Here is a 25,298-nt window from a genome sequence, read left to right on the forward strand (position 1 = left end):
CGAATTCTTGCTCTGGAGGTTCTTCCTAGGCCGGTCTAAACTTCAGGAGGGTGCTTCTAGATGGGGTCTATCCTTTCGATTCATACGTGGTCGTTTCCGGGTGAAACCGATGCCGTGGGATTTGACGTGCTGACCTCGATATATCGAGTGCTGAGTTGGTCAGCGATGTCCTGCTGAACGCTCGGAGGAAGATCGGGGTGTTCTAGCGCTTCTTCGACGCCGTCGAGGAGCTGCCCGACCGAGTCACACGCGAGGAGGACAGCACGAGTTTTGTTGACGCCGAGGCGTTCGGCGGCCGCTTCGATGGTGTCCATGCGGTGCGCGTAGTCGCCGTCAGTTCGGATTCGCATACGAAGTTCGTGTGTACGAACCCACTTGACCCATTGAATTTGCCTCACTCGAACCCCAATTTCGGGACGGTTCCACCTCAGAACTGTCGTCGTCCAGAAGTGTTCGCCGGGCCGTGAGTGTCCGCGAGCGCGAATATGCACACGAGACCGTGAACTCTCGCCTACATAATCGGTCGAGCCTACTTCCGAGCGCGTGAACCCCAGCAGTACGGAGCGAATTCCTCCCGGAAGGCTGGTGGTGGGTTTGGTCTACTGACGGAACCGTCGAGTCCAACTCGGACGCTACGGGGTGCCATTCCGGGGTGGTTGCGCTCAGCGTTCAGACGAGAAGCAAGACGGCGGTGTACGCGATAGCGCCGAGCGCGAACGCGGAAAAGCGGCTCTCGCGTTCCGCGGGGACTTCTTCCTTGATGACGTTGAGGATGACGCCGCCGGCGAGGAACGCGAAGAGGACGGCGAGCGCCTGCCTGTCGAGCGGGACGAGGAAGCCGACGGCGAGGCCGAGGAGGATGGCGGCGGCGAGCACCCAGCGGCCGTAGTCGTGGTAGGTGTCGCCGTGGTGGGTGCGGAGGCCCCAGTCGTTCACGAGGAAGTGGAGCGCCATCGCGAACCCGAAGAGGAGGAGGCTGGCGAGACCGGGTTCCTCGCGGTGGAGGAGGAGGTAGCCGACGAGGACGTTGTAGAGCGCGAACGCGACGACGTGCATCCAGAACACGCGCTCGCCCTCCTCGCTCTCCTGCGCGGGGTCGAGGTCGCTCGTTGTGTGTTGTTTCGCGGCGCGTTCGACGCCGTAGTACGCGAGGAATCCGGCGAGCGCGACGATGTAGACGTGGCGTTCGAGGAAGCCGACGCCGAGCGGTTCGTCGCCGACGTGCCGGGCGGCGCGACTTATTTCGGGGAGGACGTGCACGAAGACGTACGCGACGGAGACGCCGCCGGAGACGGAGAGCCAGCGGCTCCGCGGGAGGTGGTCGAGGACGCGGAGGTGTCGGCCGAAGAGGTGGACGGCTGCGAGCGCGAGCGCGATGCCGACCGCCGCGAGTTCGACCGCCGGCGTCGGTGCGGGCGCGTGTCCGCTCATCGGGCGAGTGTAGCGAGAGGCGTCAGGTAAGGGTTCGGGCCGTCGGTCGGCCAGGTTGTTACTCGTCCGGCGTGCGCTGTCGGCGGAGTTTCGCGAACACGTCGACTGCGAACACGAGCGCGCCGAGGCCGAGGAGCGTGTCGCCGGGGAGCCGCAGCCAGAACAGCGTCTGCACGAGGTCTTGCTCGTAGAACGCGAGCGCCGCACCCGCCCCCATCACAGCGAGGTTCACCGCGAACGCGACCGCGAGCACGCCCGCCAGCGTCCGCCGCGTCACCTGCATACCGGCACGAAACGGGCCACCCAGGTAATGACTGCGTTCAGAGCCGGTCGAGAATCGCGTCCGCGACCGCGTCGGTTCCGGCGTCCCCGCCGAGGTCGGGCGTGCGCGGACCGTCCGCGAGCACGGATTCGACCGCGCTCCGAACCGCCGCGGCCTCGGTCTCGTGGTCGAGGAAGTCGAGGAGCATCGCGGCGGACAGCACGGTCGCCGCCGGGTTCGCGATACCCTCGCCGGCGATGTCGGGCGCGCTCCCGTGCACGGGCTCGAAGAGACCGCGTTCGCCGCCGATGTTCGCCGACGGCAGGAGACCGAGGCCGCCGACGAGACCGGCGGCGAGGTCGCTCAACACGTCACCCGCGAGGTTCGGGGTGACGACGACCTCGAACTCGCTCGGGGAGAGACAGAGGTGGGTAGCGAGCGCGTCCATCAACACCGACTCGGTGGGGACGCCGCGCTCGCGCGCGACCGACTCGACGGTTTCGAGGAACAGGCCGTCGGTCTCCCGCATCACGTTCGCCTTGTGCGCGACGTGGAACCCCTCGGGCGCGTAGTCGCACGCGTACTCCGCGAGCCGACGACTCGCGTCCTCCGTCACCACCCGGGTCAGGGTCGCGCGACCGTTCTCGCGGGACTCAGCGCCCGTGTAGACGCCCTCCGTGTTCTCCCGGAGGAAGACGACGTCGAGGTCCGGACAGAGCGCGTCCACGCCCGGATACGCGCGAGCGGGCCGGACGTTCACGAACGACCCGACGGCCTCGCGGAGCGGGAGCACCACGTCCGCCGCGGTCTCGCCCGCCGCGCCGAACAGCGTCGCGTCCGCCGACGCCGCCAACTCCCGGGTCTCCTCGGGGAGCGGCGTGCCCGTCTCCTCGGCGACGGCGTCCCCCGCGTCCGCGTGCGCGAACTCGAAATCGCCGACGGCGTCCAGCACGTCCACCGCGACCGGCACAACCTCGGAGCCGATGCCATCACCAGGGATGACCGCTATCTCCTCAGACATCCGTGTAGGGGAGGCTGCGCGCGGTCTCCTCGACGGCGTCCGCGTTCGACTTCAGGAGCGCCGTCGTGTCCCAAACGCCCTCCACGAGCGCCGTGTGCTGGGCGTCGTCAACCTCGACATCGACCGTCCGACCCCCGAACGACACCGTCTCGTCCTCGATGTCGACGTCGACCTCGGCGTCCGGGTTCTCGTCGATGAAGTCCTGGAGGTCGGTGACGGTGTCGTGGTCCGCGACGACGGTGGGGATGCCGAGCGCGAGGCAGTTCCCCGCGAAGATGTCGGCGAACGACTCGCCGACGATGGCGTCGATACCCCACCGCATCAATGCCTGCGGCGCGTGCTCCCGGCTCGACCCGCAGCCGAAGTTCGCGTTCACCGCGAGCACGGACGCGCCCTCGAAGCGGTCCTCGTTGAACGGATGCTCTAACGGCTCGTCGTCCTCGCTGAATCGCTGGTCGAAGAACGCGAACTGCCCGAGGCCGTCGAACGTCACGACCTTCAGGAACCGCGCGGGAATTATCTGGTCTGTGTCGATGTCGTCACCGCGCACGGGGATTCCCGTGCCCGTGACCCGTTTCACGGTGTCGGCGGGACCCTGGCTCATACGGTCGTCACCTCCCGCAGCGTCCGCACGTCAGTCACCTCGCCGGTGACCGCCGCCGCGGCGACCATCTTCGGATTCATCAGGATGGTGCGGCCCTCCGTCGACCCCTGCCGGCCGACGAAGTTCCGGTTCGAGGAGGACGCACACACCTCGTCGCCCTCCAGTTGATCGTCGTTCATCGCGAGACACATCGAACACCCGGGGTCGCGCCACTCGAACCCGGCCTCTCGGAACACCGCGTCCAGCCCCTCGGCTTCCGCCGCGGCCTGCACGCGCTGACTGCCCGGGACGACGAGCGCGCGCACGCCGTCCGCGACCTCGCGGCCCCGCACGACCTCCGCAGCACGCCGCAGATCCCGCAGTCGGGCGTTCGTGCACGACCCGAGGAACGCCACGTCCACGGGATAGCCCTCCATCGTCTCGCCCGGGCTGACGCCGACGTGGTCCTGCGCCTGCCGCGCCGTCTCCGGACTGTGACAGTCCTCGGGGTCGGGAATCGGCTGGGTGACGCCGACGCCCTGCGCGGGCGTCGTCCCCCACGTCACCACGGGTTCGAGGTCGTCCGCGTCGATGGTGACAACGTCGTCGTACTCGGCGTTCTCGTCCGACCGAATCGACTCCCAGTACGGCTTCAGCTCCGCGAACCGCTCGGGGTCGTCCTCGAAGGCGTCCGTCTCGCGCAGCCAGTCGTACGTCGTCTCGTCCGGGTTGACGTAGCCGGCGCGCGCGCCGCCCTCGATGCTCATGTTACAGATGCTCATCCGGCCCTCCATCGACAGCGAGTCGATGGCGCTCCCCGCGTACTCGTACACGTACCCGCTGCCGCCGTCCGTGCCGAGCCGGCGGATGACTTCGAGGATGACGTCCTTCGCGGAGACGCCGTCGCCGAGTTCGCCCTCGACGCGCACCTGCCGGACCTTCGCCTTCTCCATCGCCACGGTCCCCGTCGCGAGCACGTCCCGAATCTGGCTCGTGCCGATACCGAACGCGAGCGCGCCGAACGCGCCGTGGGTCGCCGTGTGGCTGTCGCCGCAGACGACGGTCATTCCGGGCTGAGTGAGTCCCTGCTCGGGGCCGACGACGTGCACGATACCCTGGTCGCCCGTTCCCGGATGGCTGAATTCGATGCCGGCGTCCCGGACGTTCTCTTCCAGCTTCGAGAGCATCTCCTCCGCGGCGTCGTCCGCGTACGGCCGGTCGCGGTCGCCGGTGGGGACGATGTGGTCGACCGTCGCGTGCGTCCGCTCCGGGTACGCCACGTCGAGGTCGCGCTCCTCGAGCATCCCGAACGCCTGCGGACTCGTCACCTCGTGCACGAGGTGCAGTCCGACGAACAACTGGTCCTGGCCCGTGGGGAGCGTCGTGACCTTGTGTCGGTCGTAGACCTTGTCGTAGAGCGTCCCGCTACTCATCCTCGAACTCGCCGCCGCGCTCGAACACGCGGTTCGGCTCCTCCCGTGTCGAATGGGTTACGTCCGCCATCGACACCCGTTCGTCGCGCTCCTCGCCGTCTTCGGCGTCCCGGCGGCCGCCGTCCGCTGCGACGGTCTCGCCGCGCGCGTACAGGCGGCGTCGGCTGGGCGCGGTGTCGGAATGCGTGTGCGATATCTCGTCCATCGTGGTGTGCTCGGTCATTGTCAGTCGTCCGCTGGGGCTTCAGCTGTCTCTCGCTCCTCGTCCTCGTTCCACGCGAACAGCTCGCGGAGGTCCGCGCCCACGGCCTCGATGTCGTGGGCTTCCTCGGCGGCGACGAGCTGGTCGTAGCTCGGACGCCCCGCCTGGTTCTCGAGAATCCACTCGCGGGCGAACGTGCCGTCCTGCACCTCCGCGAGCACGTCCTCCATGTTCTCCCGCACGTCCTCGTCGACGACCGCGGGACCGCGGGAGAGCCCGCCGTACTCCGCCGTGTCCGAGACGGAGTGCCACATCCCGCCGATGCCGTCCTCGTACATCAGGTCGACGATGAGCTTGAGTTCGTTCAGGCACTCGAAGTACGCCATCTCGGGGCTGTACCCGGCGTCCACGAGCGTCTCGTAGCCCGTCTTCACGAGTTCGGTGACGCCGCCACAGAGCACGGCCTGCTCGCCGAACAGGTCGGTCTCGGTCTCCTCCTGGAACGTCGTCTCGATGACGCCGGCGCGCGTGCAGCCGATAGCCTGCGCGTACGCCAGCCCGATGTCGTGGGCGTCCCCGGTCGCGTTCTGGTAGACCGCGAGCAAGCCCGGGGTTCCCTCGTCGTTCTCGTAGTTCCGGCGGACGAGGTGGCCGGGCGACTTCGGCGCGACCATCGTCACGTCCACGTCCTCGCGCGGGTCGATCTGGCTGTAGTGGATGTTGAACCCGTGCGCGAACTGGAGCACGTCACCCGAATCGAGGTCGTCCTCGATGCTGTCGTAGACCGCGGGCTGGACCGTGTCGGGCACGAGAACGCTCACTACGTCCGCCTGCGCGGCGGCGTCGCTCGGCGTGGCGACGCGGAGGCCGTCGGCTTCGGCGGCGCTCCGCGAACTCGAATCCGGCGTGAGACCGACGACCACGTCGACGCCGGAGTCCGCGAGGTTCTGGGCGTGCGCGTGACCCTGGCTGCCGTACCCGATGACGGCTACGGTCTTCTCCTGAATGTGCGATGCGTCGGCGTCTTCGTCGTAGTAGACGGAGTTCTCGAAATCAGTCATTTGAGTCTGTCTGGGGCGATGGAGGTCTTGGTCTCGCCGCGCGCGAGCGCGGTCTTCCCGGTGCGGGCTATCTCGCGAATGCCGAACTGGCGGAGCGCGTCGAGCGCGTCATCGATTTCGCGCTCCGAGCCCGTGAGCTCGACCGTGATGCTTCGCGGGCCGGCGTCGAGCGTCGTGCCGTCGTACATCTCGGTGATGGCGTGCACGCGCTCCGGTTCGTCCGCGTCCAGCTTCACGAGCACGAGTTCGCGCGACACGGCGTCCGCGCCGAGTTCGCGCGTGTGGATGACGGGCACGACCTTGTCCAGTTGTTTCTCGATCTGTTCGATGTTCGGGTCGGGTTCCTCCACCACGACGGTGACGCGCGACCACTCGGGGTTCTGCGTCGTCCCGACGGTGAGGGACTCGATGTTGTACTGGCGTCGGCTGAACAGGTCGGAGACCTCGGAGAGGACGCCGGGTTCGTTCTGTACGAGCGCCGTGATGGTGGTGCGCCGGGGCTGCGGTTCCGCCTCGGCCTCAGGGTCGATGCGGATGCCCTGGCTGTTCCGGCGGCCCTCGGGCCGCGGGCGTTCCTCGGGCGCGGGTCCCTGCAGTCCGTCGCTCACAGGTGATCACCCTGCAGGGCGAACAGGCCGTTGTCGCCGCCCGACGGAACCATCGGGAACACGTCCTCCTCGGGGTCGATGTGCACGTCCACGACGGACGGCCCGTCGGCGTCGAGCGCGGCCTCGACGGTGTCCTCGACCTCGTCGTAGTCGTCGATGCGGAACCCGGTGGCGCCGAACGCCTCCGCGAGCACGTCGAACTGGGGAATCCAGTCGTACTCCGAGGCCATCCGGCGGCCGTCGAAGAAGCCGTCCTGCCACTGTCGAACCATCCCGATGAACTCGTTGTTCAACACGAACACCGTGATGTCGAGGTTCTCACGCGCCGCGACGGTGAGTTCCTGACACGTCATCAGGAAGGACCCGTCGCCGTCGAAACACACGACGGACTGGTCGTCCTCCGCCGCGTACCGCGCGCCGATGGCGGCCGGGACGCCGTACCCCATCGTCCCCAGGCCGTGACTGGACACCCACGTCCGGGGTTCGGTGAACGTCCAGTACTGCGCCGCCCACATCTGGTGCTGGCCGACGCCCGTCGTAACCAGCGTATCGTCAGCGGTCGCGGCGTCGACCGCCTCGACGACGAACTGGGGCTTGACGGGGCCGTCCTCGTCGATGCTGTAGTCGAGCGGGTAGTCGTTCTTCCACGTCCAGCACGTCGCCACCCACTCCTCGGTGTCCGGCGCGCGCGGGAGCGCGTCCGCGAACTGCCGAACGACCGCCGACGCGTCCCCGACGAGGCCGTGGTCGGCCTGAATGTTCTTCGAAATCTCCGCCGGGTCGATGTCGACGTGAATTATCTCGGCGTCCGGCGCGAACGTCTCGATACCGCCCGTGAGCCGGTCGTCGAACCGCGTGCCGACCGCGAAGATGCAGTCGGACATCGTGAGCGCGAGGTTCGCGTACCCCGTGCCGTGCATCCCCGCCCACGACAGCGAGAGGTCGTGGTCCTCGGGGAACGCGCCGATACCGGGCATCGTCGTCACCACGGGCACGTCGTTCTCGATGGCGAGGTCGCGGATGCGGTCGCTCGCCTCCGCCTTGATGACGCCGCCGCCCGCGAGAATCACGGGGCGTTCAGCGGCCGCGAACGTCTTCGCGGCCGCGTCCACGGCCGCGGGGTCCGCGTCGACCGCGGGCCGGTACGTGTCCGGGAGGCGGGCCGGGCCGGGTTCGCGGTCCGTGTCGGCGTTCGTCACGTCCTTCGGGAGGTCGACGAGCGTCGGCCCCTGTCGACCACGCTCCGCCATCGCGAACGCCTCCCCGACCGTATCCCCCACGTCGTCGGGGTCGGTCGCGAAGTAGTTCTCCTTCGTGATTGGGCGCGTGACGCCCGTCGTGTCCGTCTCCTGGAAGGCGTCGCTTCCCACGAACTCCGTCGGCACCTGGCCCGTGAGCGCGAGCACGGGGTCTGAGTCCATCCCCGCGTCCGCGAGGCCGGTAACGAGGTTCGTCGCGCCAGGCCCCGAGGTCGCCATGCAGATACCCGGCGTGCCCGTGACGTGGCCGTACGCGTCCGCCGCGTGCGCCGCGCCCTGCTCGTGCGCCATCGTCACGTGCGAAATTGCGGAGTCGTAGAGCGCGTCGTAGACGGGCATGATGGCGCCGCCCTGCACGCCGAACACGGTGTCGACGCTCGCGTTCTCCAACGCGCGCACGACGGACTCGGCGCCCGACGTGACGGGCTGTGCGCTCTCTTCGGCGTCTCGCTCTATCGTTCGTTCACTACTCATCGGTCTGGGGTGGGTGTGTCGTACATCGGTCGCTGACTGGTCGGGATTCGCGCACGATACGTCTCGGGGTGGAAAAGCGAGCTAGTGGGCCATCGCGGCCCGTACGCGAATCGCTGCGGCGGCCGCGGCGCTCCCGACCGGCGAACTCCGGGGAGCGCGCGACCGTGTCATACGATACACCCTGACGCGCCGACCCGACATAACGATTGCGCTCGTGCAGGGCCGTCATGCGTCCACCTCCGCGGTCTCGCGGTCGGTCGGCACGTCGGCCTCCGCGGCGAACCGTTCGAGGTCCGACGCGGTGACTCGGCCGTGCTCCGCCGCGTACTCCTTGAGGCGTTTCGTCACGGCGACTACCTGGTCGTCGCTCGGCGCGTACCCGGCTTCGTGCAGGCGTTCGCGCACGGAGTGCGTGCCCGTGTGCTTGCCGAGCACGAGTTCGCGCTCGCCGCCCACGTCGCTCGGGTCCATCACGCCCGTCTCGAACGTCGCGGGGTTCTCGATGATGCCAGCGGCGTGGATGCCGGACTCGTGGCTGAACGCGTTCGCGCCCACCACGGGCTTGTTCGCGGGAATCGGGATGTCGCTCTTCTCCGCGACCAGGTCCGCGAGCTCGCGGATGTAGGTCGTGTCGATGCCCGTGTCGACGCCGTACGCGCCTTCGAGCGCCATTACGACCTCCTCGTAGGCGGCGTTTCCGGCGCGCTCGCCGATACCGTTTACCGACACTTGCGCCTGCGTCGCGCCCGCCTCGAACCCGGAGAGCGCGTTCGCGCTCGCCATCCCGAAGTCGTCGTGCGTGTGCACGTCGATGCCGGCGTCCGTGTGCTCGCGGACGGTGGCGACGAGGTCGGCGAACCGCCGCGGCGTCGCCACCCCGCACGTGTCCGGGATGTTTATCCAGTCCACGCCGGCGTCGTCGACCGCCTCGACGACCTTGACGAGGTACTCGCGGTCCGTTCGCGTCGCGTCCATCGGCGAGAACATCACGTCCGCACCGGCGTCGCGGACGCGTTCGACCGCCTCGACGGAGCGTTCGAGGACTTCCTCGCGCGTCGAGTGCATGGAGTCCTCGATTTGGACGTCGCTGGTGGACGCGAACACGTGCACCAGGCCGACGCCGGCGTCGAGCGCGGCCTCCACGTCGGAGTCCACGACCCGCGCCAGCCCGCAGACGGTGGCGTCGGTGTTCGCCGCGATATCCTGAACGGCCTCGAACTCCGCGTCGGAGTTCGCCGGGAACCCCGCCTCGATGACGTGGGTGCCCATCTCGTCCAGCAGCGCCGCTATCTCGCGCTTGTCGTCGTAGTCGAACGAGGTCCGCGGTGACTGTTCGCCGTCTCGCAGCGTCGTGTCGAAGATGCGTGCGTCCGAGATCTCGGACTGGTCACTCAATGTGCCCTGGAAGAACTCGACCCCCCTGACGGGTGTCAGAGGACGCACCAGTGTCGTTGGACATGGTAATACACGCCACAGCCGGGTTCGTATATAAGACTGTCCCTCGAACAGATTCTTGCCCGCGGTGGTTTGGCGAGGAGATGAAGAAATCGAAGGACATCGTCGATGCGATAGACATTAAATGTATATTAATGCTTCTGCAGGGATTCAGGATAGCACCAGCGCCGGAAAGAAGATTTCCCCAGTAGAAGTTTGGAATTTTCTCGTTTGGCGCTCGCGCGCGGTCCAGTTCTTGACGATTACAGGGATTCGACGAGCGACCGGACCGCGTCCAGCTCGTCCGGAATGACGGTGTGGCCCATTCCCTCGTAGAGCCGCGTGTCGACCGCCGCGTCCATCGCGGTGAGGATGCGGTCGGTCTCGCGCACGCGCTCCGCGTCGATGTGCGGGTCGCTGTCGCTACACCCGAGGAAGGCCGGCGTGCCGTCGAGGCCCCCAGGGTAGTCGTCCTCGCTCACGGACGCCCCGATGAGGCCGCCGGAGAGCACGGCGAGCCCGCCGTACCGCGTCGGGTTCCGCGCGACGTACTCCGCGGAGAGACACGCGCCCTGACTGAACCCGCCGACGAGGACGTGTTCGCGACTGATTCCCGCGTCCGCGACCGTCTCGACGACGCTGTCGAGTTTCTCGAGCGCCGAGGAGAGCCACGGCTCGTTGCGTTCCTCGGGGGCAGTGAACGCCTGCGGATACCACGTGTTCCGCGCGGCCTGCGGCGCGAGGTACGCGACGCCGTCCGTGGGGAGTTCGTTCGCGAACGAGAGGACGCTCTGCGCGGTCGCGCCGCGACCGTGCGACAGCACGACCGCCGCGTCCGCCTCGCTCAACGCTGTGCCCGCCGTGACGACTTGCGTGTCGCCGTGTGGGTCGCTGGTGCTCATCGGGTGGTTCGAGGGGGCTGGGGGAGTTCGGTCTGTCGGTGCATAGTTTCGTCGTGATACCTGATTCGGGAGCGAACCTATTTATGGGCTTCCCGACGTAAGGGTTACCAGCTAACACTCATGTCATCCGAACCGACCCAGGTCGCCGGCGAAGGACCGTGCTCCGTGGTGGACTCCATCGAACAGATCGGGAGCCAGTGGCGCCTCGTCGTCCTCCACGACCTCCTCGACGGCGAGAAGCGGTTCAACGAACTCAAGCGCTCGACGGACGCGAGTTCGCGCACGCTCTCCCGGGTGCTCGACGACCTCCAGGAACACGGGTTCGTGGACCGACGCCTGGAGGAGGACGCGCCGGTCGCCACCTACTACTCGCTCACCGAGAAGGGCGCGTCGCTCTGCCCCGTCTTCGACGAAATCGAGGAGTGGGCGGACGAGTGGCTGGACGGGCCTCGACAGTAATCTAGTCAGAATGTTTATACAGTCGAGATTACTGATAGGTTCGTAACGCATGGTGGTCCCCCGCGTCGTCGCGTTCGCTTCCGACGACCGCCGAGACGCGCTCGTGGATGCGCTCACACCCTACGATGCAACGGTCGTAAGCGACGCGGCCACTGCGTGCGACACGCTCGAACCGGGCGTGCGCGCGGTCGTCTGTGACGCCGCAGCAGGCGAGGAGTGGGAGCGCGTCGTCGCGGCCGCGAACGAGACTCCCGGCACTACGGCGGTCGTCCTCACAGACGGCGACCCCACACCGGACGCGGTAACCGCCGCGAACGCCACGCCCGTGTACGCGGGCGACGACTGGGACTGGACGAGCGCGCTCGCCGCGGCGCTCCCGAACGAACGCGACGGGGCCAGCGACGACTACACACGGTTCACCGAACAAGCCCCCGTCCCCATCCTGGTCGTGGACGGCAACGGCGTGATTCGACGCGCGAACGCGGCGACCGCGAGCCTGTTCGGGTTCGACACCCAGGCGGATATCGTGGGAGCCACGGTGGCCGAGACGGTCCATCCGAACGACCGCGAACAGACGAGAAAACGCCTCCAGCGCGTCATAGACGAACGCGCAGCGGCGTCGTCGACCGACCTCACGCTCGTAGACAGGGACGGCGAGTCGATCCGCACACTCGCGGCGAGCGCGCCCGCCACACTCGACGGCGAACCGGCGGCACGCACCATTCTCCTCCCTGACGAGTCCGCCGAAACCCGGCGCGAGCTGGCGGAGAGCCGGGAGAAGATCGCCGCGATTCACGAGGTCGCGGTGGAACTGGAGGCCGCGACGACCGTCACCGAGGTCTGCGAGCGCACCGTCCAGGCGGCCGAAGACATCCTCGAGTTCGACCTCTCCGTCATCGACAGCGTGCGCGACGACCACTTCGAGGTGGAGTACGCCTCGGACAACCTCCCGGAGGACAACCTCACACACATGCCGTCGGACGCGGGACTGCTCGGCACCGCCTACCAGGCGGGCGAGACCGTCGTCACCGACCACGTCTCCGAGAGTCCGGACGCCGACCCCCAGGGCCCCTACGAGTCCGCGCTCTCCGTCCCGATGGGCGACTGGGGGGCGTTCCAGGTGGTCGCCGTCGAACCCGAGGCGTTCGACGAATCGGACGCCGAACTCGCCGAAATTCTCGTCTCGCACGCGCACGTCGCGGTCGAACGCATCGAGCAGCAGCGAGACCTCCGAGAACGCGAACGTGCGTTCTCCGCCCTGCACGACGCGACCCGGGAGATGGCGAACGCGACCACGGAGCGCGAGGTGCTCGAACGCGCGGTCGCGGCGGCCGTGGAAACCCTCGAGATGCCGCTCGCGGGCGCGCTCCGCCACGACCCCGACGCGAGGTGTCTCCGTCCCGCGGTCGTGACTGACCGCGGGGAGGAGGTGGTCGGCGAACACCCGCCGCTCGCGGATGGCGAGAGTCTCGCGTACGACGTGTTCACGTCCGGGGACCCCGGCGTCTACAACGACCTCGCCGCGACGGACGGGTGCGCGAACCCGGACACACCGCTCGAGAGTGAACTCATTCTCCCACTCGGCGAGTTCGGCGTTCTCATCTTCGGGAGTCCGGACCCGAACACGTTCGACGAAGTGGACGTGACCACGGGCCGCGTGCTCGCCGCGAACACCACCACCGTCCTCGACCGGGTCGCGCACGAACGGGAGGTTGCGGCGGAACGCGAACGCCTCGACGAGTTCGCGAGCATCGTCGCACACGACCTCCGGAACCCCCTGAACACCGCGAGCGGCTTTCTCGAACTGGCGCGCGAAACCGGCGACAGCGACGCGCTCGAACGGGTCGAGCACTCCCTCGAACGCATGGACCGCCTCATCGAGGACGTGCTCACGCTCGCCCGACAGGGCACGCTCGTGGGCGACGAGACCCCGGTCGTGCTCGCGGACGCTGCGCGCGACGCGTGGACCGTCCCGCCGGACGGCTCCGGGACGCTCGTCACGCCCGACGACTCGGTGGTGGTGTCCGCGGACCGCGAACGCCTCGTGGAGTTACTCGGAAACCTCTTCGAGAACGCGCGAACGCACGGCGACGGCGACGTGACCGTAACCGTCGACGCGCTCCCGGAGGTCTCGGGGTTCTTTGTCGCGGACGACGGCCCCGGCGTCCCGGCGTCGAAGCGCGGCCGCGTATTCGAACACGGCTACTCGACGAGCGAATCCGGGACGGGGTTCGGACTGAGCATCGTGGAGAGCATCGCCGAGGCGCACGGCTGGCGGGTCGACCTGACGGAAAGCGAGGACGGCGGCGCGCGATTCGAGTTCCGTGGCGTCACGCCGGCGGAGCCGCCCGCGGAAGCGTGACCACGACCTCAGTCCGGTCGGCGGCTTCCGCGATATCGACGCTCCCACCGCAGTCCTCGACGATGACACCGACCGCGTAGAGGCCGAGCGCGCTATCTCCGGCGTCTCCGGGTTCGAACGCGGTCTCGTGAACGCGTTCCGGGAACCCGGAGCCGTTGTCGATGACGCGCACGTCGACCACGTCATCGCGTTCGCTGGCGGTGATGCGGACGCGTGGGTCGGCGGCGTCGTTATGCTCGATCGCGTTCTCGACGAGGTGGTCGAACACCACGCGAAGCGCGCCGTTCGTCTCGGCGTACGTTTGCGGTGGAACGTCCACCTCGATAGTCGCCTCGGGAGCCGCGTCCCGGTACGCGCCGGCGATGTCGCGAACGAGCGGGCCGATGTCGGCGCGGGCGGTTTCCGTGTTCTCGGAGAGCGCGTTCGCGATGGTCTGCACCGTCTCGACGAGTGACGCGACGTGGTCACTGCGTTGGCGAATGGCGCGCACGTGGGACTCCGCTTCGTCCTCGACCTCGTCCGCCACGAGTTCCGCGCGACCGCGAATGATGGTAACCGCGTTCATGAGGTGGTGGCGGAGCAGGCGATTCAGGAAGACGAAGTCGTCCCGTCGCTCGTTCGCAACGCGGGCGTTCTCCGCGGCGTTGGCCGCGTGCGTGCCGATGAGTACGCCGAGCAGGCAGCCGACGTTCATCGCCGTGAGCACGGACAGCGCGAACGACCCCGCGGAGGGCTGGGAGCCGAGGTGGGTGTTCGTGACGACCGCGGTGCCCGCCACGGAGACGCCGACGAGCACGCCCCACTCCAGCACGGACCCGGCAGCGCCGGGGTCGACTCGCCGAGTGAGAACGACCAGTGCGAGCGTCGGGACCACCAGCACGGCGAGTTTCACGCCGATGATGACACTCTCGACCGGGGTTTCTTCCGTCGCGAGCGTCGCGTCGACGACGACCCCGGCGGTGACGACCGCGGCACCGAACAGGAGGGCGGCGAGCAACAAGAGACCACCACGACCGGTCGTGAGACGCACGCCGAGACGTTTCACGTCGCCCGTGATAACGCTTTCCCGGAACTCGAACGGTCGCGTCAACACAGTTAACCGTGACCCCGCGATACGCTATGCGTATGAGCGACGCGGACGAGCCGGTCGTGCTCGTCGTCGACGACGAGCCGGACATGACGCGTCTCTACGAGGCCTGGCTCTCCGACGAGTACGAGGTCTGGGTGGCGAACGACGGCCACGAGGCCCTCGAACGCATCGACGAGCGCGTCGCCCTGGTGTTCCTCGACCGCCGAATGCCGGACCTGCTCGGCCGGGAGGTGCTTGAACGCATTCGCGAGCGCGGCTACAGCTGCCGGGTTGCGATGCTCACCGCGGTCGCGCCCGACATGGACATCATCCGAATGGGATTCGACGCCTACCTCACGAAGCCCGTCGACCGCGAGGACGTGGTCACCGCGGCCGACCGCCTGCTCTCCCTCGACCAGTACGACGACGACGTGCAGGAGCTGTACGTGCTCGTGGAGAAACGCAGCAGCCTCGAACGCGCCGTTCCCGACGAGGAACTCGAGGAGAACCCCGCGTACGAGGAGCTCGAGGACCGCATCGAGGAACTCGAATCACGGCTGGACGAGACGGTTCGGGAGTTCGACGAGAGCAGTTTCCGCGCGATGTTCCGCGAGATATAGCTAGAGGTAGCCGGCGAGGCTCGACTGGCGGTCCGCGCTCTCCGTCTCAGGGTCGAGTTCGCGGCCGACGAGGTCGCGGAGGTCGACGCCGTACTTCGTGTTCCCGCGTTCGAGCACGAGCACGCGGCTCTGCGTCCCGACGACGGTGCCGCGGGCGGCCGTGGTGGCGACGGGGCGGCTATCCAGGTCGAGTCCGTAGTTGAACGCGAACGTTTCGACCGGGTCGAACTCCGCGAGCACGGAGTCCCACGCCGCCCCGTCCACGTCCTCGTGGATGCCACCGAGCTTCGTCGGGACGCGCACCCGGTCCGGAATCTCGGTCGCGATGTCCGCCTCGATTTCGCGGGCGAGCCGGCCGTTCGGGACAGTCCGGAGGTGCGCCGCGCGCTGCGCGCCCTGTTCTCGCAGCCGCGTGTCGAGGCGCCACTCGCGGGTGACGCCGACCTTGAACGTCGCGGGCGCGAACGCCGTGAGATATATCGCGTGGTCCTCGTAGCAGTCCATCTCCTCCTTCAAGCAGTCGCCCGTGCAGCGCGCGCACACCCACGTCGAACTGTGCTGCGGACAGTACGGCGCGCGCTCGTCGCCGCACGCGTAGTGAGTGTCGCTGTCCACCGCGCCCGCGCAGTGGCGCTCCCCGAGGCCGTAGTCCAGTCGCTCCCCGGTCGCGAGCGACACCCGCGACACCGCGCCGTCGTCCGCGACGACCAGCGCCGGCCCGTCCTCCCGGACGGCCGTCCGATACCCCACGACTTGCACGCCTAACGGGAGGAACGCGAGAAGTAAAGCGTCTGCTATCGCCCGAGGTCGTAAAATTGGTCGTTGGGCCGCATATCGGCGACCGTCGCCATGCGATTGCTGAGGTTGAAGACGGAGACGACGCTCGTGATGTCCCAGACCTCTTCCTGACTGAAGCCGGCGTCGCGGAGCCCCTGTACGTCGTCGTCGGTGATTTCGCCGGGGGTCTCGGTGAGTTTCACGGCGAAGTCGAGCATCTCGCGGTGGGCGTCCCCGAGGTCGGCGAGCCGGTGGTTGGTGGCGAGCTGGTCCGCGAGCTTCGGCGCCTGATTGTAGATTCGGCAGAGCGCGCCGTGCGCGACGGCGCAGTAGAGGCAGTCGTTCACGCCGCTCACCGTGACGACGAGCATCTCGATTTCGCCGCGTTCGAGCGTGGACTCCTCGACGAGAGCGTCGTGGTAGTCGAAAAAGGGCCGGAAGTGCGCGGGCTTGTACGCGAACGCGGAGAACACGTTCGGCGTGAACCCGGCGTCCTCGGTTTCGGCGTCGATTCGCTCGCGGACGTCGTCGGGGAGGTCGGCCCGGTCGGGCACCGGGAACCGACGCATGGCATCGTCACCCATACCGGAGGGGCGGCGGGGAGCCACAAGTAGCTTCGTGCGAGCGGGGGAACCGGACGCCTAAGTGCGATGTCGCCGTATGCGAGGTTATGACCGAGGGCGCGCTCTGATGTGCGGGCGGTACGCGGTCTTCTTCGACCCCGAGCGGTTCGAGCAGGCGTTCGGCGTCGCACCGCCCGCGGGCTACGAGACGTACAACGCCGCGCCGAGTCAGTCCCTTCCAGTCGTGCGGAACGCCGAAGACGAGCAAGGGAGCGACGGCCGTGAGGCGGCGACGCCCGAGTGGGGGTTCGTGCCGGCGTGGGCGGACGACGGCTACGCGCCGAACATCAACGCTCGCGCGGAGACCGTGCGCGAAACGCCGAGTTTCGACGACGCCTACCGAGAGCGCCGGTGTCTCGTGCCCGCGAGCGGGTTCTACGAGTGGCGAGCGGAGTCGGGGGAGAACCGGCCGTACTACTTCGAGCGCGAGAGCGGCGAGCCGTTCGCGATGGCGGGCATCTGGAGCGAGCGCGTCCCCGAGACGGCGCAGGCGGGACTGGACGCGTTCGCGGCGGGCGGACCGAGCGACCCCGAGCCGGTGGAGACGTTCGCCGTGCTGACGCGGGCGGCGACGGGAACGGTCGCGGACTACCATCACCGCGAGTCCGTCGTGGTCGCGCCCGAGAACTACGACGCGTGGCTGGCGGGCGACGACCCCCTCAACGCGGTGCTCGCGGAGCCGGCTTCGTTCGACGCACACCGGGTGTCGGCGGCGGTGAACGACCCGTCGAACGACGCGCCCGAACTCACGCGTCCGGTGGAGTCGTCGGGTCGGTCGCGCGAATCGCGTCCGCCGTCTCCTCGTTCAGGCTCACGAAGTGACAGACGGGATGACCGGGCTGGGCGACCGGGTTCCTGAGCAAGCCGACCACGAGCCCGCGGTAGGGCGCGACCACGTCCGAGGACTCCGTGCCGAAGTGGTTGTGGACGGTGCAGACCGCGTCTCCGGCGTCGAGAACGCTGCGTCGGGTCGCGTGCAGCTCGACCAGTCCGCCGCGGTCCGCGCGCAGCCACGTCTTCTCAGCCCGCGTGTCCACGACCCGCCGCCAGTCGGCCGTGACGCGCTCGCCGTCCACCAGCCCGAGTTCGGTGAGCACGCTCTCGGTCCCGGCGAGCGCGCGGTCGACGTAGGACTGCTGGAAGCGGTGGGCTTCCCCATCTCGACGGTAATCGTGGGAACGCCGCGCGCGGTGCAGGCGGTGCGGATGGAGTTGTCCTCCTCGCCGATACCCGCCATCACGACGTTCGCGCCGAACGCGTCCGCGAGTCGCGCAACCCCGTCGTCAGCGAGCTGGGCGCGCGTGTGGAACATCGTCGTCCGGCCGCGCGTCGAGGTGTGGAAGTCGATGCCGTAGTCACACCGGGAGAACAGGCCCGTGAAGAGATCGTTCGCGATGCGCTGGGCGGGCGTGCTGCGCTCCTTCCCCGGGAACGCACGATTGAGGTCCTGGTCGTAGATCGGGAGGTAGCGCTGCTGGGCGAGGGAGCCGGGGACGTTCACGACGTGCGCGCAGACGAGCGTTCCCGCGATGTCGCTCGGGTCGTAGCGCTGAACGAGGTCGTGGACGACCTTCACGCCGTTCAGTTCGTCGCCGTGCACGGCCGCGGAGAGGAAGACCGTCGGGCCGCCGTGTTCGCCGTTGATGACGGTGAGCGGGACGCGGATGGACTCCCCGAGAAACGTCTCGCTGATGGCGTATCGAGTGTGCAGGGTCTCGCCCGGGGCGACGCTGCCGCCACCGTACTCGAACGTGTCGCTCATACGAATGGTGAGCGCGCGTGACAACATAACCGCGCCGGGTCGCGTGAACGCCGACCGGCCGCCGTCCGAGCGGCCGGAGCGTTCTCAGAGGCACAGCCGGTGTATACACACCAGCACCAGTATCAGGGCCGCCAGGCGTCATTAAGCCATTCGTTGCGCGTTCACTCACGGCCTGCGCATTTCACCGGTCTACGCACCACCTTTATATTAAACGCCCGTCGATATTGACACATACGTGGTTCCGGGGACAACGGACGAACCCGACCTGGTCGCCCTCCTCGCACAGCGCGGCGACTACCTGGAGAGCATCGAGAGCGGCGTCACGGAGAAACGCGCGCTCGTCGACGCCCACGACGCCTCCCGGTCGACCGTCGACCGCGCCGTCCGCCAGCTCGCCGACGCCGGACTGGTCGACCGGACGCACGGCGAGGTCGCGCTCACGACCACCGGCCGCCTCGCGCTCGACGCGTACACGACCTTCCGGGACCGCGTCGCCGCCATCGACGACGCGAACGACGTGCTGGACGGGGTCGACGACAGCGCCGATCTCGACGTGCGGTTGTTCGAGAACGCGACCGTCATCGAGGCCGTGCACACCCCGCAGAAGCCGATGGACGAGGTCGCGACCGTCCTCCGGGAGGCGGCCGAAGTGCGGGTGCTCGCGCCGCTCGTCCTCCCGAACCACGTCGCCCTCTACCGCGACCGCGTCGACGACGGACTGGACGCCGATGTGGTCGTTACGGGGGCCGTGCTCGACGAACTCGTCGCGAACCATCAGGACGCCGTCGAGACGTTCATCCGGAGCGACGACGCGACGCTCTCCCTCACGAACAACGCGCTTCCGTACGGCCTCGTCGTCGCGTCGCTCGACGACCGCGACGTCGTGCTCGTCGTCTGCGGCACCGGCCCCGTCTCGGGCGTCCTCCGGAACGACGACCCCGACGCGGTCGACTGGGCGATGCAGCGCTTCGACTCGGTTCGCGACGACGCGACCCGCCTCGGCTAGCCCACTGACACGCGTGTCACCTCGTTACCCGAGGGTTCGCTTACGTATAAGTACGTGACGCGACTACCGTTGAGTATGTCACTCGACACGACAGAGGTGCGTACCGCATGGCAGTAGACGGCGACGCCGGACTCTTCCTCCTGGTCGGCCGCCTGCTGTTCGGCCTGACGCTCGCGTTCATGGGCCTGAACCACTTCCTCAATCTCGAACAGATGACGGGCTACGCCGAGTACAAGGGCCTGCCCGCCCCCGGGTTCATGACCGTCGCGTCCGGCGCGATGCTCCTCCTCGGCGGCATCGGTATCGCGGCCGGCGCGTACCCCGTGCTCAGCGCGGGCGCGCTCGCCGTCTTCAACGTCGTCTCCGCGTTCACGATGCACGCGTTCTGGAGCGTGCCCGAGGACCAGCAGCAGGACGAGATGACGCAGTTCCTCAAGAACATGGTCATCACGGGCGGCGCGCTCGCGTTCCTCGCCATCGGCGGCCAGGACTGGGCGTACGCCGCCGGCGTCTCCTTCTTCTAACACCGTCGAGGTTCTCGCGACTGCCGAAACTACGATATGCCCGACGCCCCCGTGTTCGGGTATGATATCCGTGGACGGACTGACGAAGCAGTACGGCGACGTGGCCGCCGTCCGCGGCATTGACCTCGACATCGACGAGGGCGAGGTGTTCGGTCTCGTCGGGCCGAACGGCGCCGGGAAGACGTCGACGCTGAAGATGCTCGCCGGCCTCGTCGAACCCACGGCGGGGTCCGCGACCGTGAACGGCTACGACGCCCAGGACCCGGAGATGCGGCGCACGCTCGGCTTCCTCCCCGAGGAAAGCCCGCTCTACGAGGACATGACGCCGCGGGGCTACCTCCGCTTCTTCGCCGACCTCTACGACGTGGACCGTGACACCGCGAACGACCGCATCGAGCGCGCGCTCGACCGGCTCGACCTGGACGCCCGCGACCGCCCCGTCGGCGATTTCTCGAAGGGGATGAAGCGGAAGGTCGCCATCGCGCGCTCGCTCGTGAACGACCCGGACGTGCTCGTCTACGACGAACCCGCGTCCGGCCTCGACCCCCGAACCACGAACGAGGTCGTCGAATTCACGCGCGAACTCGCCGACCGCGGGAAGACCGTGTTGTTCAGCGCGCACGACCTCTACCACGTCGAATCCGTCTGCGACCGCGTCGCCATCATGAACGACGGCCGCATCGCCGCCGAGGGCACGCTCGCCGACATCCGCGCGGCGTACGGCCGCATCGAGTATCACGTCTACACGTCCGTCCCCGTCGCGGACGCCACCGAATCGGGCGAACGCTACGAGGTCACGGTGGACGGGATGGACGGCGTCGAACGCGTCCGCGACGAGGCGGAAGCCGCCGGCGGCGAGGTACTCGACATCCGAACGAGAGAGTCGACCCTGGAGGACGTGTTCCTCGACGTGACGCGCGAGGGCCGAGCGTGAATCCGCGCCGCGTCCTCCGCATCGCGCGCTGGGAGACGGCGAAGAGCACCGGGAACGTCGACCGGCGAACGGCCGCACTGCTGGCGGGTGTCGTCCTCGTGCTCGCCGCGCTGGCGCCCGTGCTCGTCGCCGCTCAGCCGAGTCCCGGCGACGGCATCTACCGCGTCGGCGTGGATGAGACCAGCGACTACCACGCCGTCGTCGAACGCAACCCACAGTTGCGCGCCGTGGACGCCGACCCGCAGGACGTCGTCGCGGGCGAGGCCGAGCTCAGCGTTCGCGACAGCCAGTTCTACGTCGGCGACTCCGCGAAGGCGCAGGCCGCGCTCGCCGAACTCCGATCCGCCGTCGTCGCCCACAACGACTACCTCATGAGCCACGAACCCGACCAGGCCGCCGCGTTCCCCGTCACCGTCACCCTGCAGTACCTCGAACAGGACACGACCGGCGGGACAGTCGGCGACGGCACGACCGACGGCGGCACGGCAGGCGACGGCACGACCGACGGCGCTGGCGGTACCGGTGGCGGCGCGGACGGTACGACCACCGCGTCCGACGGCGGCGCGACGACGACCGCGCCCGGGGGCGACGGAACGACCGGTGACGGAGGTGGTGGCGTGCCCGCGGTTCCCGGCGGCGCGTTCGGTGGAACGCAGACCGGGACGCCGAGCTCGCTGAGCCCGCCGTTCCCGCTGCGCTCGCTCGTGCTCGCGTTCGCGTTCCTCCTGCCGCTGAACGTCCTCATCCAGGCGTACGGGTCGAGCGTCATCAACGAGCGCATCAACCGCCGGGGCGAACCGATGCTGGTGTCGCCGGCGAGCCGGGGTGACATCGTGCTCGGGAAGACGCTGCCCTACCTCGGCGTCGCGGCCGCCATCACGGCCGTCATCGCGTTCGCGGTCGGCGGCGGTCTCGTGAGCGTGCTCGCCGTCCTCCCGCTCGCCGCGCTGTTCCTCGCGGCGACGTTCGTCGGCGCGATGCTCGCGCGCTCCTACAAGGAACTCACGTTCGTCACCGTGTTCGTCAGCGTCCCGCTGATGGCGTACGCGTTCGTGCCCGCCGTGTTCACCGAAGTCCACCCCATCGCCGCCATCAGCCCGCTCTCACTCGTCGTGCAGGACCTCCAGGGCGCGCCGGTCGGCCTCGGCGAGTTCCTGTTCGGCACGCTCCCCGTCTCGCTCGCCGCGCTCGTCTGCTTCGCGCTCGGCACCGGCGTCTACCGGGAAGAGGACATGTTCACCCAGCGGCCGATTCCCGCGAAGGCGATGGACGCGCTCGCCGCGCCCCTCCACTCCGTCTGGCGGGTCGGCGTGTGGACGGCGCTGTTCATCCCCTTTGCGTTCATCGCGGAGCTGTTCGCGGTCGCGAGCCTGTTCGTCCTCCCGGCGTCGCTCGCGCTCCCCGTCCTCTTCACCGCAATCGCGCTCGTCGAGGAGGCCGCGAAAAGCCTGCACGTCCGCGCCGGCTTCCTCCGCTCACGCTTCCCGGACGACCGCCGCACCGCGCTCGCGCTCGGCGTCGCGTCCGGCGTCGGGTTCTTCCTCGGGGAGAAGCTCACACTCATCACACAGCTCGTCGGCCTCCCCGGCCTCGAACTCGGGCAGGCCGCGTTCGGCCCGACGCTCGGCGCGAGCCCGCTCGTGCTCGCCGTCTCCCTGTTCGCGCCGCTCGTCCTCCACACCGCCACCGCGTCGGTGAGCGCGCTCGGCGCCCGCGGCAGTCGCGCGAAGTACCTCGCCGGGTTCGGACTCGCCGTCCTGATTCACCTGGCGTACAACCTCACGGTGGTGAGCGCCGTTGCGTGACCGCCTCGTCGTCGGACGGCGCGAACTCGCGAGCATCCGCTCCGAGAAGACCATCGTGCTCGCGCTCGTCATCCAGCTGTTCATCGCCGCGTTCTCGTCGTTCCTCGTCGTCGGACTGGTCAGCCTCTACAGCCCGAGCGCGAGCCAGGGCGACTACGTCGTCGACGTTGGGGTCGCCGGGAACGCGAGCGACGATCTCGCGCCCGTCGTCGCGAACGACCGACGGAACGCCGTCGTCTACCCGAGCGAGAGTACGGCCCTCGCCGCGTTCACCAACGCTGACGTGGACGCGCTCCTGCTCGCGAACCAGTACCCCGACGGCCACGTCGAAGTGTCGGCGTACGCCCCCGAGGGGAGCTTCCGGACCACGCTCGTCGTCGTCCAACTGAAGGACGTGCTCTCCGACTACGAACGCCAACTCCGCGACGAACTCAGCGGCCAACTCACGCGCGAACCCATTCGACTCCCGCCCGAATCCTCGGGGTCGACCTACTACGGGTTCACGTACACCATCCTCCTCCCACTCTTGATGTTCCTGCCCGCGTTCATCAGCGGGAGCGTCGTCGCCGACACCCTCAGCGAGGAACTGGAACGCGGCACGTTCGAACTCCTCCGCGTGACGCCGCTCTCAGTCCCCGAAATCGTGGACGGGAAGAGCCTCGCGATGATAGCGCTGGCGCCCGCGCAGGCCGCGCTCTGGCTCGCGTTCCTCGGCTTGAACGGCATCCGCGTCGACCACCCGCTCCCCATCCTCGTCCTCACCACCGCGCTCGCCGCGGTCCTGGTGGGCGGCGGCGCGGCGCTCGCGCTCCGCCTCGGCGAACGCCGGGAGACACAACTGGTGTACTCGTTCGGCGCCATCGGCGTGTTCGCGCTCGCGTCCCTCCTCCCGGAGAGCCCGCAGAACGCCGTCGCGAAACTCGCGGTCGGCAGCACCACCGACCTCACCTACCCGACCATCGCGGGGTTCGTCCTCGCCGCAATCGCGTGCTTCGCGCTCGCCCGGCACGTCGCAGGCGGGATGGAGTAGACTACTGCCCGGGACCGGCGGTGAGGTAGACCGCGACGACGGCGAACCCGATGCCGGCGAGTTTGCGGAGCGTGAGGTCGTCCCCGAGCCAGAGCGCGGAGACGAGCGAACTCGTGACGATGAACATCCCGAAGACGGGCACGACGATGCTCACGGGGCCGGTGGCGAGCGCCTGGTAGTACGCGAGAATGCCGACGGTGAGACAGATGCCGGCGGCGTACACGTAGATTGCGCGGGGATGCGTGAGGTAGGGCGTGACGGGGATGTCGACGTAGAGGACGACCGCGAGCGACCCGACGACCAGCACGGCGTTCGCGAGCAGCGCGGCGACGGTGGAGGGGATGTCGACCGTCGCGACCTTCATCAGGGGCGCGACCATCGTGTACCCGAGCAGGGCGACGACCGCCCACTTCAGATAGGCTTCCATACCCACGGAAGCACGAGTGCGCGAAAGGGCGTGTCGGTTCGGAACCGTCGAGTGCCCGCGCACACAACTCCCGGGCGTGCAACCCGGAACGTACACGCTCGTCGTCGCGCTCGACGAGTCAGCCACCGTGACGTTTGGCGCGGCGGGCGACCGCGACCTCGCCGCGGGCCACTACGCCTACACAGGGAGCGCGTTCGGCCCCGGCGGCCTCTCCCGCGTCGACCGCCACCGCGACCTCGCCGCCGGTGAGCGCGACACCCGCCACTGGCACGTCGATTATCTCCTCGGACACCCGGACAGCCGCCTCGTCGAGGCGCACACGGTCGAGAACGCGGACCGCGAATGTGAAATCGCACGCGCGCTCGTCGGAACGCTCACGCCGGTGCCGGGGCTCGGCGCGTCGGACTGCGACTGCGACACCCACCTCGCGTACGCGGCGGCGCGAGAAGAACTGGAGCGCGCGCTCGCAGGCCTGTACTAGTCGAGCGGCACCCACTCCGTCGGGGAGTCGGTGACGCCGCGCACGCGCGCCTCGCGGACGCCGTCGTCGGTGACGCGCACCTGAATCATCCCGTCGAACAGCTGGCTGATGGTGTTCACGACCTGCTCGTCGTGGCTGTCCGGGTCGATGGCGAACAGGCCGAGCCAGTCCCGGCTCTGAATCTGGCTCGTGAACACGTGGAGAAAGCGAAAGAGCCGCTGCAGGTCGACGTACATCAGGAGCGGACTGAGGGAGTCGAAGCCGATTCGGAGGCGGTCCACGCCGTTGTTCTCCGCCTCGCGGGCGAGCTCGGAGAACTCGATTCCGATGCCGGTGAGTTCGCCGGGGGAGGAGACGTTCCGCACGAAACTCATCTCGCCCTCGGTCCCGCCGCTGCGCGAACTCACGCTGTCGATGATGCGGAAGAAGCTCGTGCGGTCGCCGAGGAGGTCGTTGTACTCCTCCGCGATATCGTCCGCTGGATTCCGGGACGTGACGACGATAGCGCCCTCGTCGTCGTCCGCGCCACGGGCGAGCAGACGGAGCAGTAGCTGGCGCTTCCCGGACATGGCAGGCCCGCTGACGAGCAGGTTCGTCCCGGGCTCGACCTCCGAGAGGAGCTCCGGCGGAAACACCCCGTCTAGTTTGTATGGCATTTCTACAGGATGGTGGGATGTGGAGACGACGCCTCGCCTTGGTTACGCTGACATAGGCCGATGAGGCATAAGTATGTGCGGGATATCGGCGTG

The 25,298-nt window shown here is 68.5% G+C and carries 27 protein-coding genes and 1 pseudogene; 10 read left to right on the forward strand and 18 right to left on the reverse strand.

Annotated elements, in window-relative coordinates:
- Positions 1-80: 80 nt before the first annotated feature.
- The 12 genes from U3A55_RS10425 to U3A55_RS10480 all read right to left on the reverse strand — a co-directional run bounded on the left by U3A55_RS10425 (position 81) and on the right by U3A55_RS10480 (position 10,670).
- Complete coding sequence (locus U3A55_RS10425) at positions 81-350, reverse strand: DUF7692 domain-containing protein (protein WP_330991439.1); 270 nt, start codon at positions 348-350, stop codon at positions 81-83.
- A 319-nt stretch (positions 351-669) separates the two neighbouring features.
- Positions 670-1,431 carry a hypothetical protein gene (locus U3A55_RS10430; protein WP_330991440.1) on the reverse strand — a complete coding sequence of 254 codons (762 nt, stop codon included), beginning with the start codon at positions 1,429-1,431 and terminating at the stop codon, positions 670-672.
- Positions 1,432-1,489: 58 nt separating this feature from the next.
- On the reverse strand, positions 1,490-1,714 hold the full coding sequence (locus U3A55_RS10435) for a hypothetical protein (RefSeq protein WP_330991482.1): 225 nt from the start codon (positions 1,712-1,714) through the stop codon (positions 1,490-1,492).
- A 37-nt stretch (positions 1,715-1,751) separates the two neighbouring features.
- Complete coding sequence (locus tag U3A55_RS10440) at positions 1,752-2,714, reverse strand: isocitrate/isopropylmalate dehydrogenase family protein (protein ID WP_330991441.1); 963 nt, start codon at positions 2,712-2,714, stop codon at positions 1,752-1,754.
- The gene (gene leuD, locus U3A55_RS10445; RefSeq protein WP_330991442.1) at positions 2,707-3,318 is read right to left on the reverse strand and encodes a 3-isopropylmalate dehydratase small subunit; all 612 of its coding nucleotides are present in this window, start codon (positions 3,316-3,318) and stop codon (positions 2,707-2,709) included. The genes U3A55_RS10440 and leuD overlap by 8 nt, the downstream gene beginning before the upstream one ends.
- Positions 3,315-4,730: a 3-isopropylmalate dehydratase large subunit gene (leuC, locus tag U3A55_RS10450; RefSeq protein WP_330991443.1), complete on the reverse strand. Its 1,416-nt coding sequence runs from the start codon at positions 4,728-4,730 to the stop codon at positions 3,315-3,317. The genes leuD and leuC overlap by 4 nt, the downstream gene beginning before the upstream one ends.
- Positions 4,723-4,953 (reverse strand): hypothetical protein, encoded by a 231-nt coding sequence (locus U3A55_RS10455; RefSeq protein ID WP_330991444.1) that lies wholly within the window; start codon positions 4,951-4,953, stop codon positions 4,723-4,725. The genes leuC and U3A55_RS10455 overlap by 8 nt, the downstream gene beginning before the upstream one ends.
- Before the next feature lie 2 nt (positions 4,954-4,955).
- On the reverse strand, positions 4,956-5,993 hold the full coding sequence (gene ilvC / locus U3A55_RS10460; RefSeq protein ID WP_330991445.1) for a ketol-acid reductoisomerase: 1,038 nt from the start codon (positions 5,991-5,993) through the stop codon (positions 4,956-4,958).
- Entirely contained in the window at positions 5,990-6,601 is a 612-nt protein-coding gene (ilvN, locus tag U3A55_RS10465) for an acetolactate synthase small subunit (RefSeq protein WP_330991446.1), read from the reverse strand. The genes ilvC and ilvN overlap by 4 nt, the downstream gene beginning before the upstream one ends.
- Positions 6,598-8,334 (reverse strand): biosynthetic-type acetolactate synthase large subunit, encoded by a 1,737-nt coding sequence (gene ilvB, locus U3A55_RS10470; RefSeq protein ID WP_330991447.1) that lies wholly within the window; start codon positions 8,332-8,334, stop codon positions 6,598-6,600. The genes ilvN and ilvB overlap by 4 nt, the downstream gene beginning before the upstream one ends.
- A 225-nt stretch (positions 8,335-8,559) precedes the next feature.
- On the reverse strand, positions 8,560-9,810 hold the full coding sequence (locus U3A55_RS10475) for a LeuA family protein (RefSeq protein WP_442978302.1): 1,251 nt from the start codon (positions 9,808-9,810) through the stop codon (positions 8,560-8,562).
- Between the two features lie 221 nt (positions 9,811-10,031).
- Positions 10,032-10,670 (reverse strand): alpha/beta hydrolase, encoded by a 639-nt coding sequence (locus U3A55_RS10480; RefSeq protein WP_330991449.1) that lies wholly within the window; start codon positions 10,668-10,670, stop codon positions 10,032-10,034.
- Positions 10,671-10,790: 120 nt separating this feature from the next.
- Here U3A55_RS10480 and U3A55_RS10485 point away from each other — a divergent pair, with 120 nt between their 5' ends.
- The gene (locus U3A55_RS10485) at positions 10,791-11,129 is read left to right on the forward strand and encodes a winged helix-turn-helix transcriptional regulator (RefSeq protein WP_330991450.1); all 339 of its coding nucleotides are present in this window, start codon (positions 10,791-10,793) and stop codon (positions 11,127-11,129) included.
- 49 nt (positions 11,130-11,178) lie between these two features.
- Positions 11,179-13,491 (forward strand): GAF domain-containing sensor histidine kinase, encoded by a 2,313-nt coding sequence (locus U3A55_RS10490; protein WP_330991451.1) that lies wholly within the window; start codon positions 11,179-11,181, stop codon positions 13,489-13,491.
- On the opposite strand, the gene U3A55_RS10495 is transcribed toward U3A55_RS10490, so the two are convergent.
- Positions 13,460-14,584, reverse strand: coding sequence for a sensor histidine kinase (locus U3A55_RS10495; protein WP_330991452.1), 1,125 nt, complete (start codon positions 14,582-14,584; stop codon positions 13,460-13,462). The genes U3A55_RS10490 and U3A55_RS10495 overlap by 32 nt on opposite strands.
- A 32-nt stretch (positions 14,585-14,616) precedes the next feature.
- Here U3A55_RS10495 and U3A55_RS10500 point away from each other — a divergent pair, with 32 nt between their 5' ends.
- Entirely contained in the window at positions 14,617-15,180 is a 564-nt protein-coding gene (locus tag U3A55_RS10500) for a response regulator (RefSeq protein WP_330991453.1), read from the forward strand.
- Here U3A55_RS10500 and U3A55_RS10505 read toward each other — a convergent pair whose 3' ends face one another.
- Positions 15,181-15,939: a DUF2797 domain-containing protein gene (locus U3A55_RS10505; RefSeq protein ID WP_330991454.1), complete on the reverse strand. Its 759-nt coding sequence runs from the start codon at positions 15,937-15,939 to the stop codon at positions 15,181-15,183. It lies immediately after the preceding gene.
- A gap of 35 nt (positions 15,940-15,974) precedes the next feature.
- Complete coding sequence (locus U3A55_RS10510; RefSeq protein WP_330991455.1) at positions 15,975-16,541, reverse strand: peroxidase-related enzyme; 567 nt, start codon at positions 16,539-16,541, stop codon at positions 15,975-15,977.
- Positions 16,542-16,647: 106 nt separating this feature from the next.
- Here U3A55_RS10510 and U3A55_RS10515 point away from each other — a divergent pair, with 106 nt between their 5' ends.
- Entirely contained in the window at positions 16,648-17,439 is a 792-nt protein-coding gene (locus tag U3A55_RS10515; protein WP_330991456.1) for an SOS response-associated peptidase, read from the forward strand.
- Here U3A55_RS10515 and U3A55_RS15265 read toward each other — a convergent pair.
- A pseudogene (locus U3A55_RS15265) lies at positions 17,327-18,342 on the reverse strand (succinylglutamate desuccinylase/aspartoacylase family protein). The gene U3A55_RS10515 and the pseudogene U3A55_RS15265 sit on opposite strands and share 113 nt — an antisense overlap.
- A 235-nt stretch (positions 18,343-18,577) precedes the next feature.
- Between U3A55_RS15265 and U3A55_RS10530 the strand changes: the two are divergent.
- The 5 genes from U3A55_RS10530 to U3A55_RS10550 all read left to right on the forward strand — a co-directional run bounded on the left by U3A55_RS10530 (position 18,578) and on the right by U3A55_RS10550 (position 23,641).
- On the forward strand, positions 18,578-19,348 hold the full coding sequence (locus U3A55_RS10530) for a helix-turn-helix transcriptional regulator (protein WP_330991457.1): 771 nt from the start codon (positions 18,578-18,580) through the stop codon (positions 19,346-19,348).
- Positions 19,349-19,455: 107 nt separating this feature from the next.
- A complete protein-coding gene (locus U3A55_RS10535) occupies positions 19,456-19,872 on the forward strand; it encodes a DoxX family protein (protein WP_330991458.1) in 417 nt (138 codons plus the stop codon).
- A gap of 61 nt (positions 19,873-19,933) precedes the next feature.
- Entirely contained in the window at positions 19,934-20,806 is an 873-nt protein-coding gene (locus U3A55_RS10540) for an ABC transporter ATP-binding protein (RefSeq protein ID WP_330991459.1), read from the forward strand.
- Entirely contained in the window at positions 20,803-22,611 is a 1,809-nt protein-coding gene (locus U3A55_RS10545; protein WP_330991460.1) for a PrsW family intramembrane metalloprotease, read from the forward strand. The genes U3A55_RS10540 and U3A55_RS10545 overlap by 4 nt, the downstream gene beginning before the upstream one ends.
- Positions 22,604-23,641, forward strand: a complete 1,038-nt coding sequence (locus tag U3A55_RS10550; RefSeq protein WP_330991461.1) for an ABC transporter permease — start codon at positions 22,604-22,606, stop codon at positions 23,639-23,641. Before U3A55_RS10545 ends, U3A55_RS10550 begins: the two co-directional genes overlap by 8 nt.
- Before the next feature lies 1 nt (position 23,642).
- On the opposite strand, the gene U3A55_RS10555 is transcribed toward U3A55_RS10550, so the two are convergent.
- Complete coding sequence (locus U3A55_RS10555; RefSeq protein WP_330991462.1) at positions 23,643-24,068, reverse strand: EamA family transporter; 426 nt, start codon at positions 24,066-24,068, stop codon at positions 23,643-23,645.
- A gap of 76 nt (positions 24,069-24,144) precedes the next feature.
- On the opposite strand from U3A55_RS10555, the gene U3A55_RS10560 reads away from it, so the two are divergent.
- Positions 24,145-24,549 (forward strand): GIY-YIG nuclease family protein, encoded by a 405-nt coding sequence (locus tag U3A55_RS10560; RefSeq protein ID WP_330991463.1) that lies wholly within the window; start codon positions 24,145-24,147, stop codon positions 24,547-24,549.
- Here U3A55_RS10560 and U3A55_RS10565 read toward each other — a convergent pair.
- Positions 24,546-25,205: an RAD55 family ATPase gene (locus U3A55_RS10565; protein WP_330991464.1), complete on the reverse strand. Its 660-nt coding sequence runs from the start codon at positions 25,203-25,205 to the stop codon at positions 24,546-24,548. The genes U3A55_RS10560 and U3A55_RS10565 overlap by 4 nt on opposite strands.
- Positions 25,206-25,298 lie beyond the last annotated feature (93 nt).

The sequence above is a fragment of the Salarchaeum sp. III genome, assembly GCF_036418315.1.
Lineage (GTDB): Archaea > Halobacteriota > Halobacteria > Halobacteriales > Halobacteriaceae > Salarchaeum.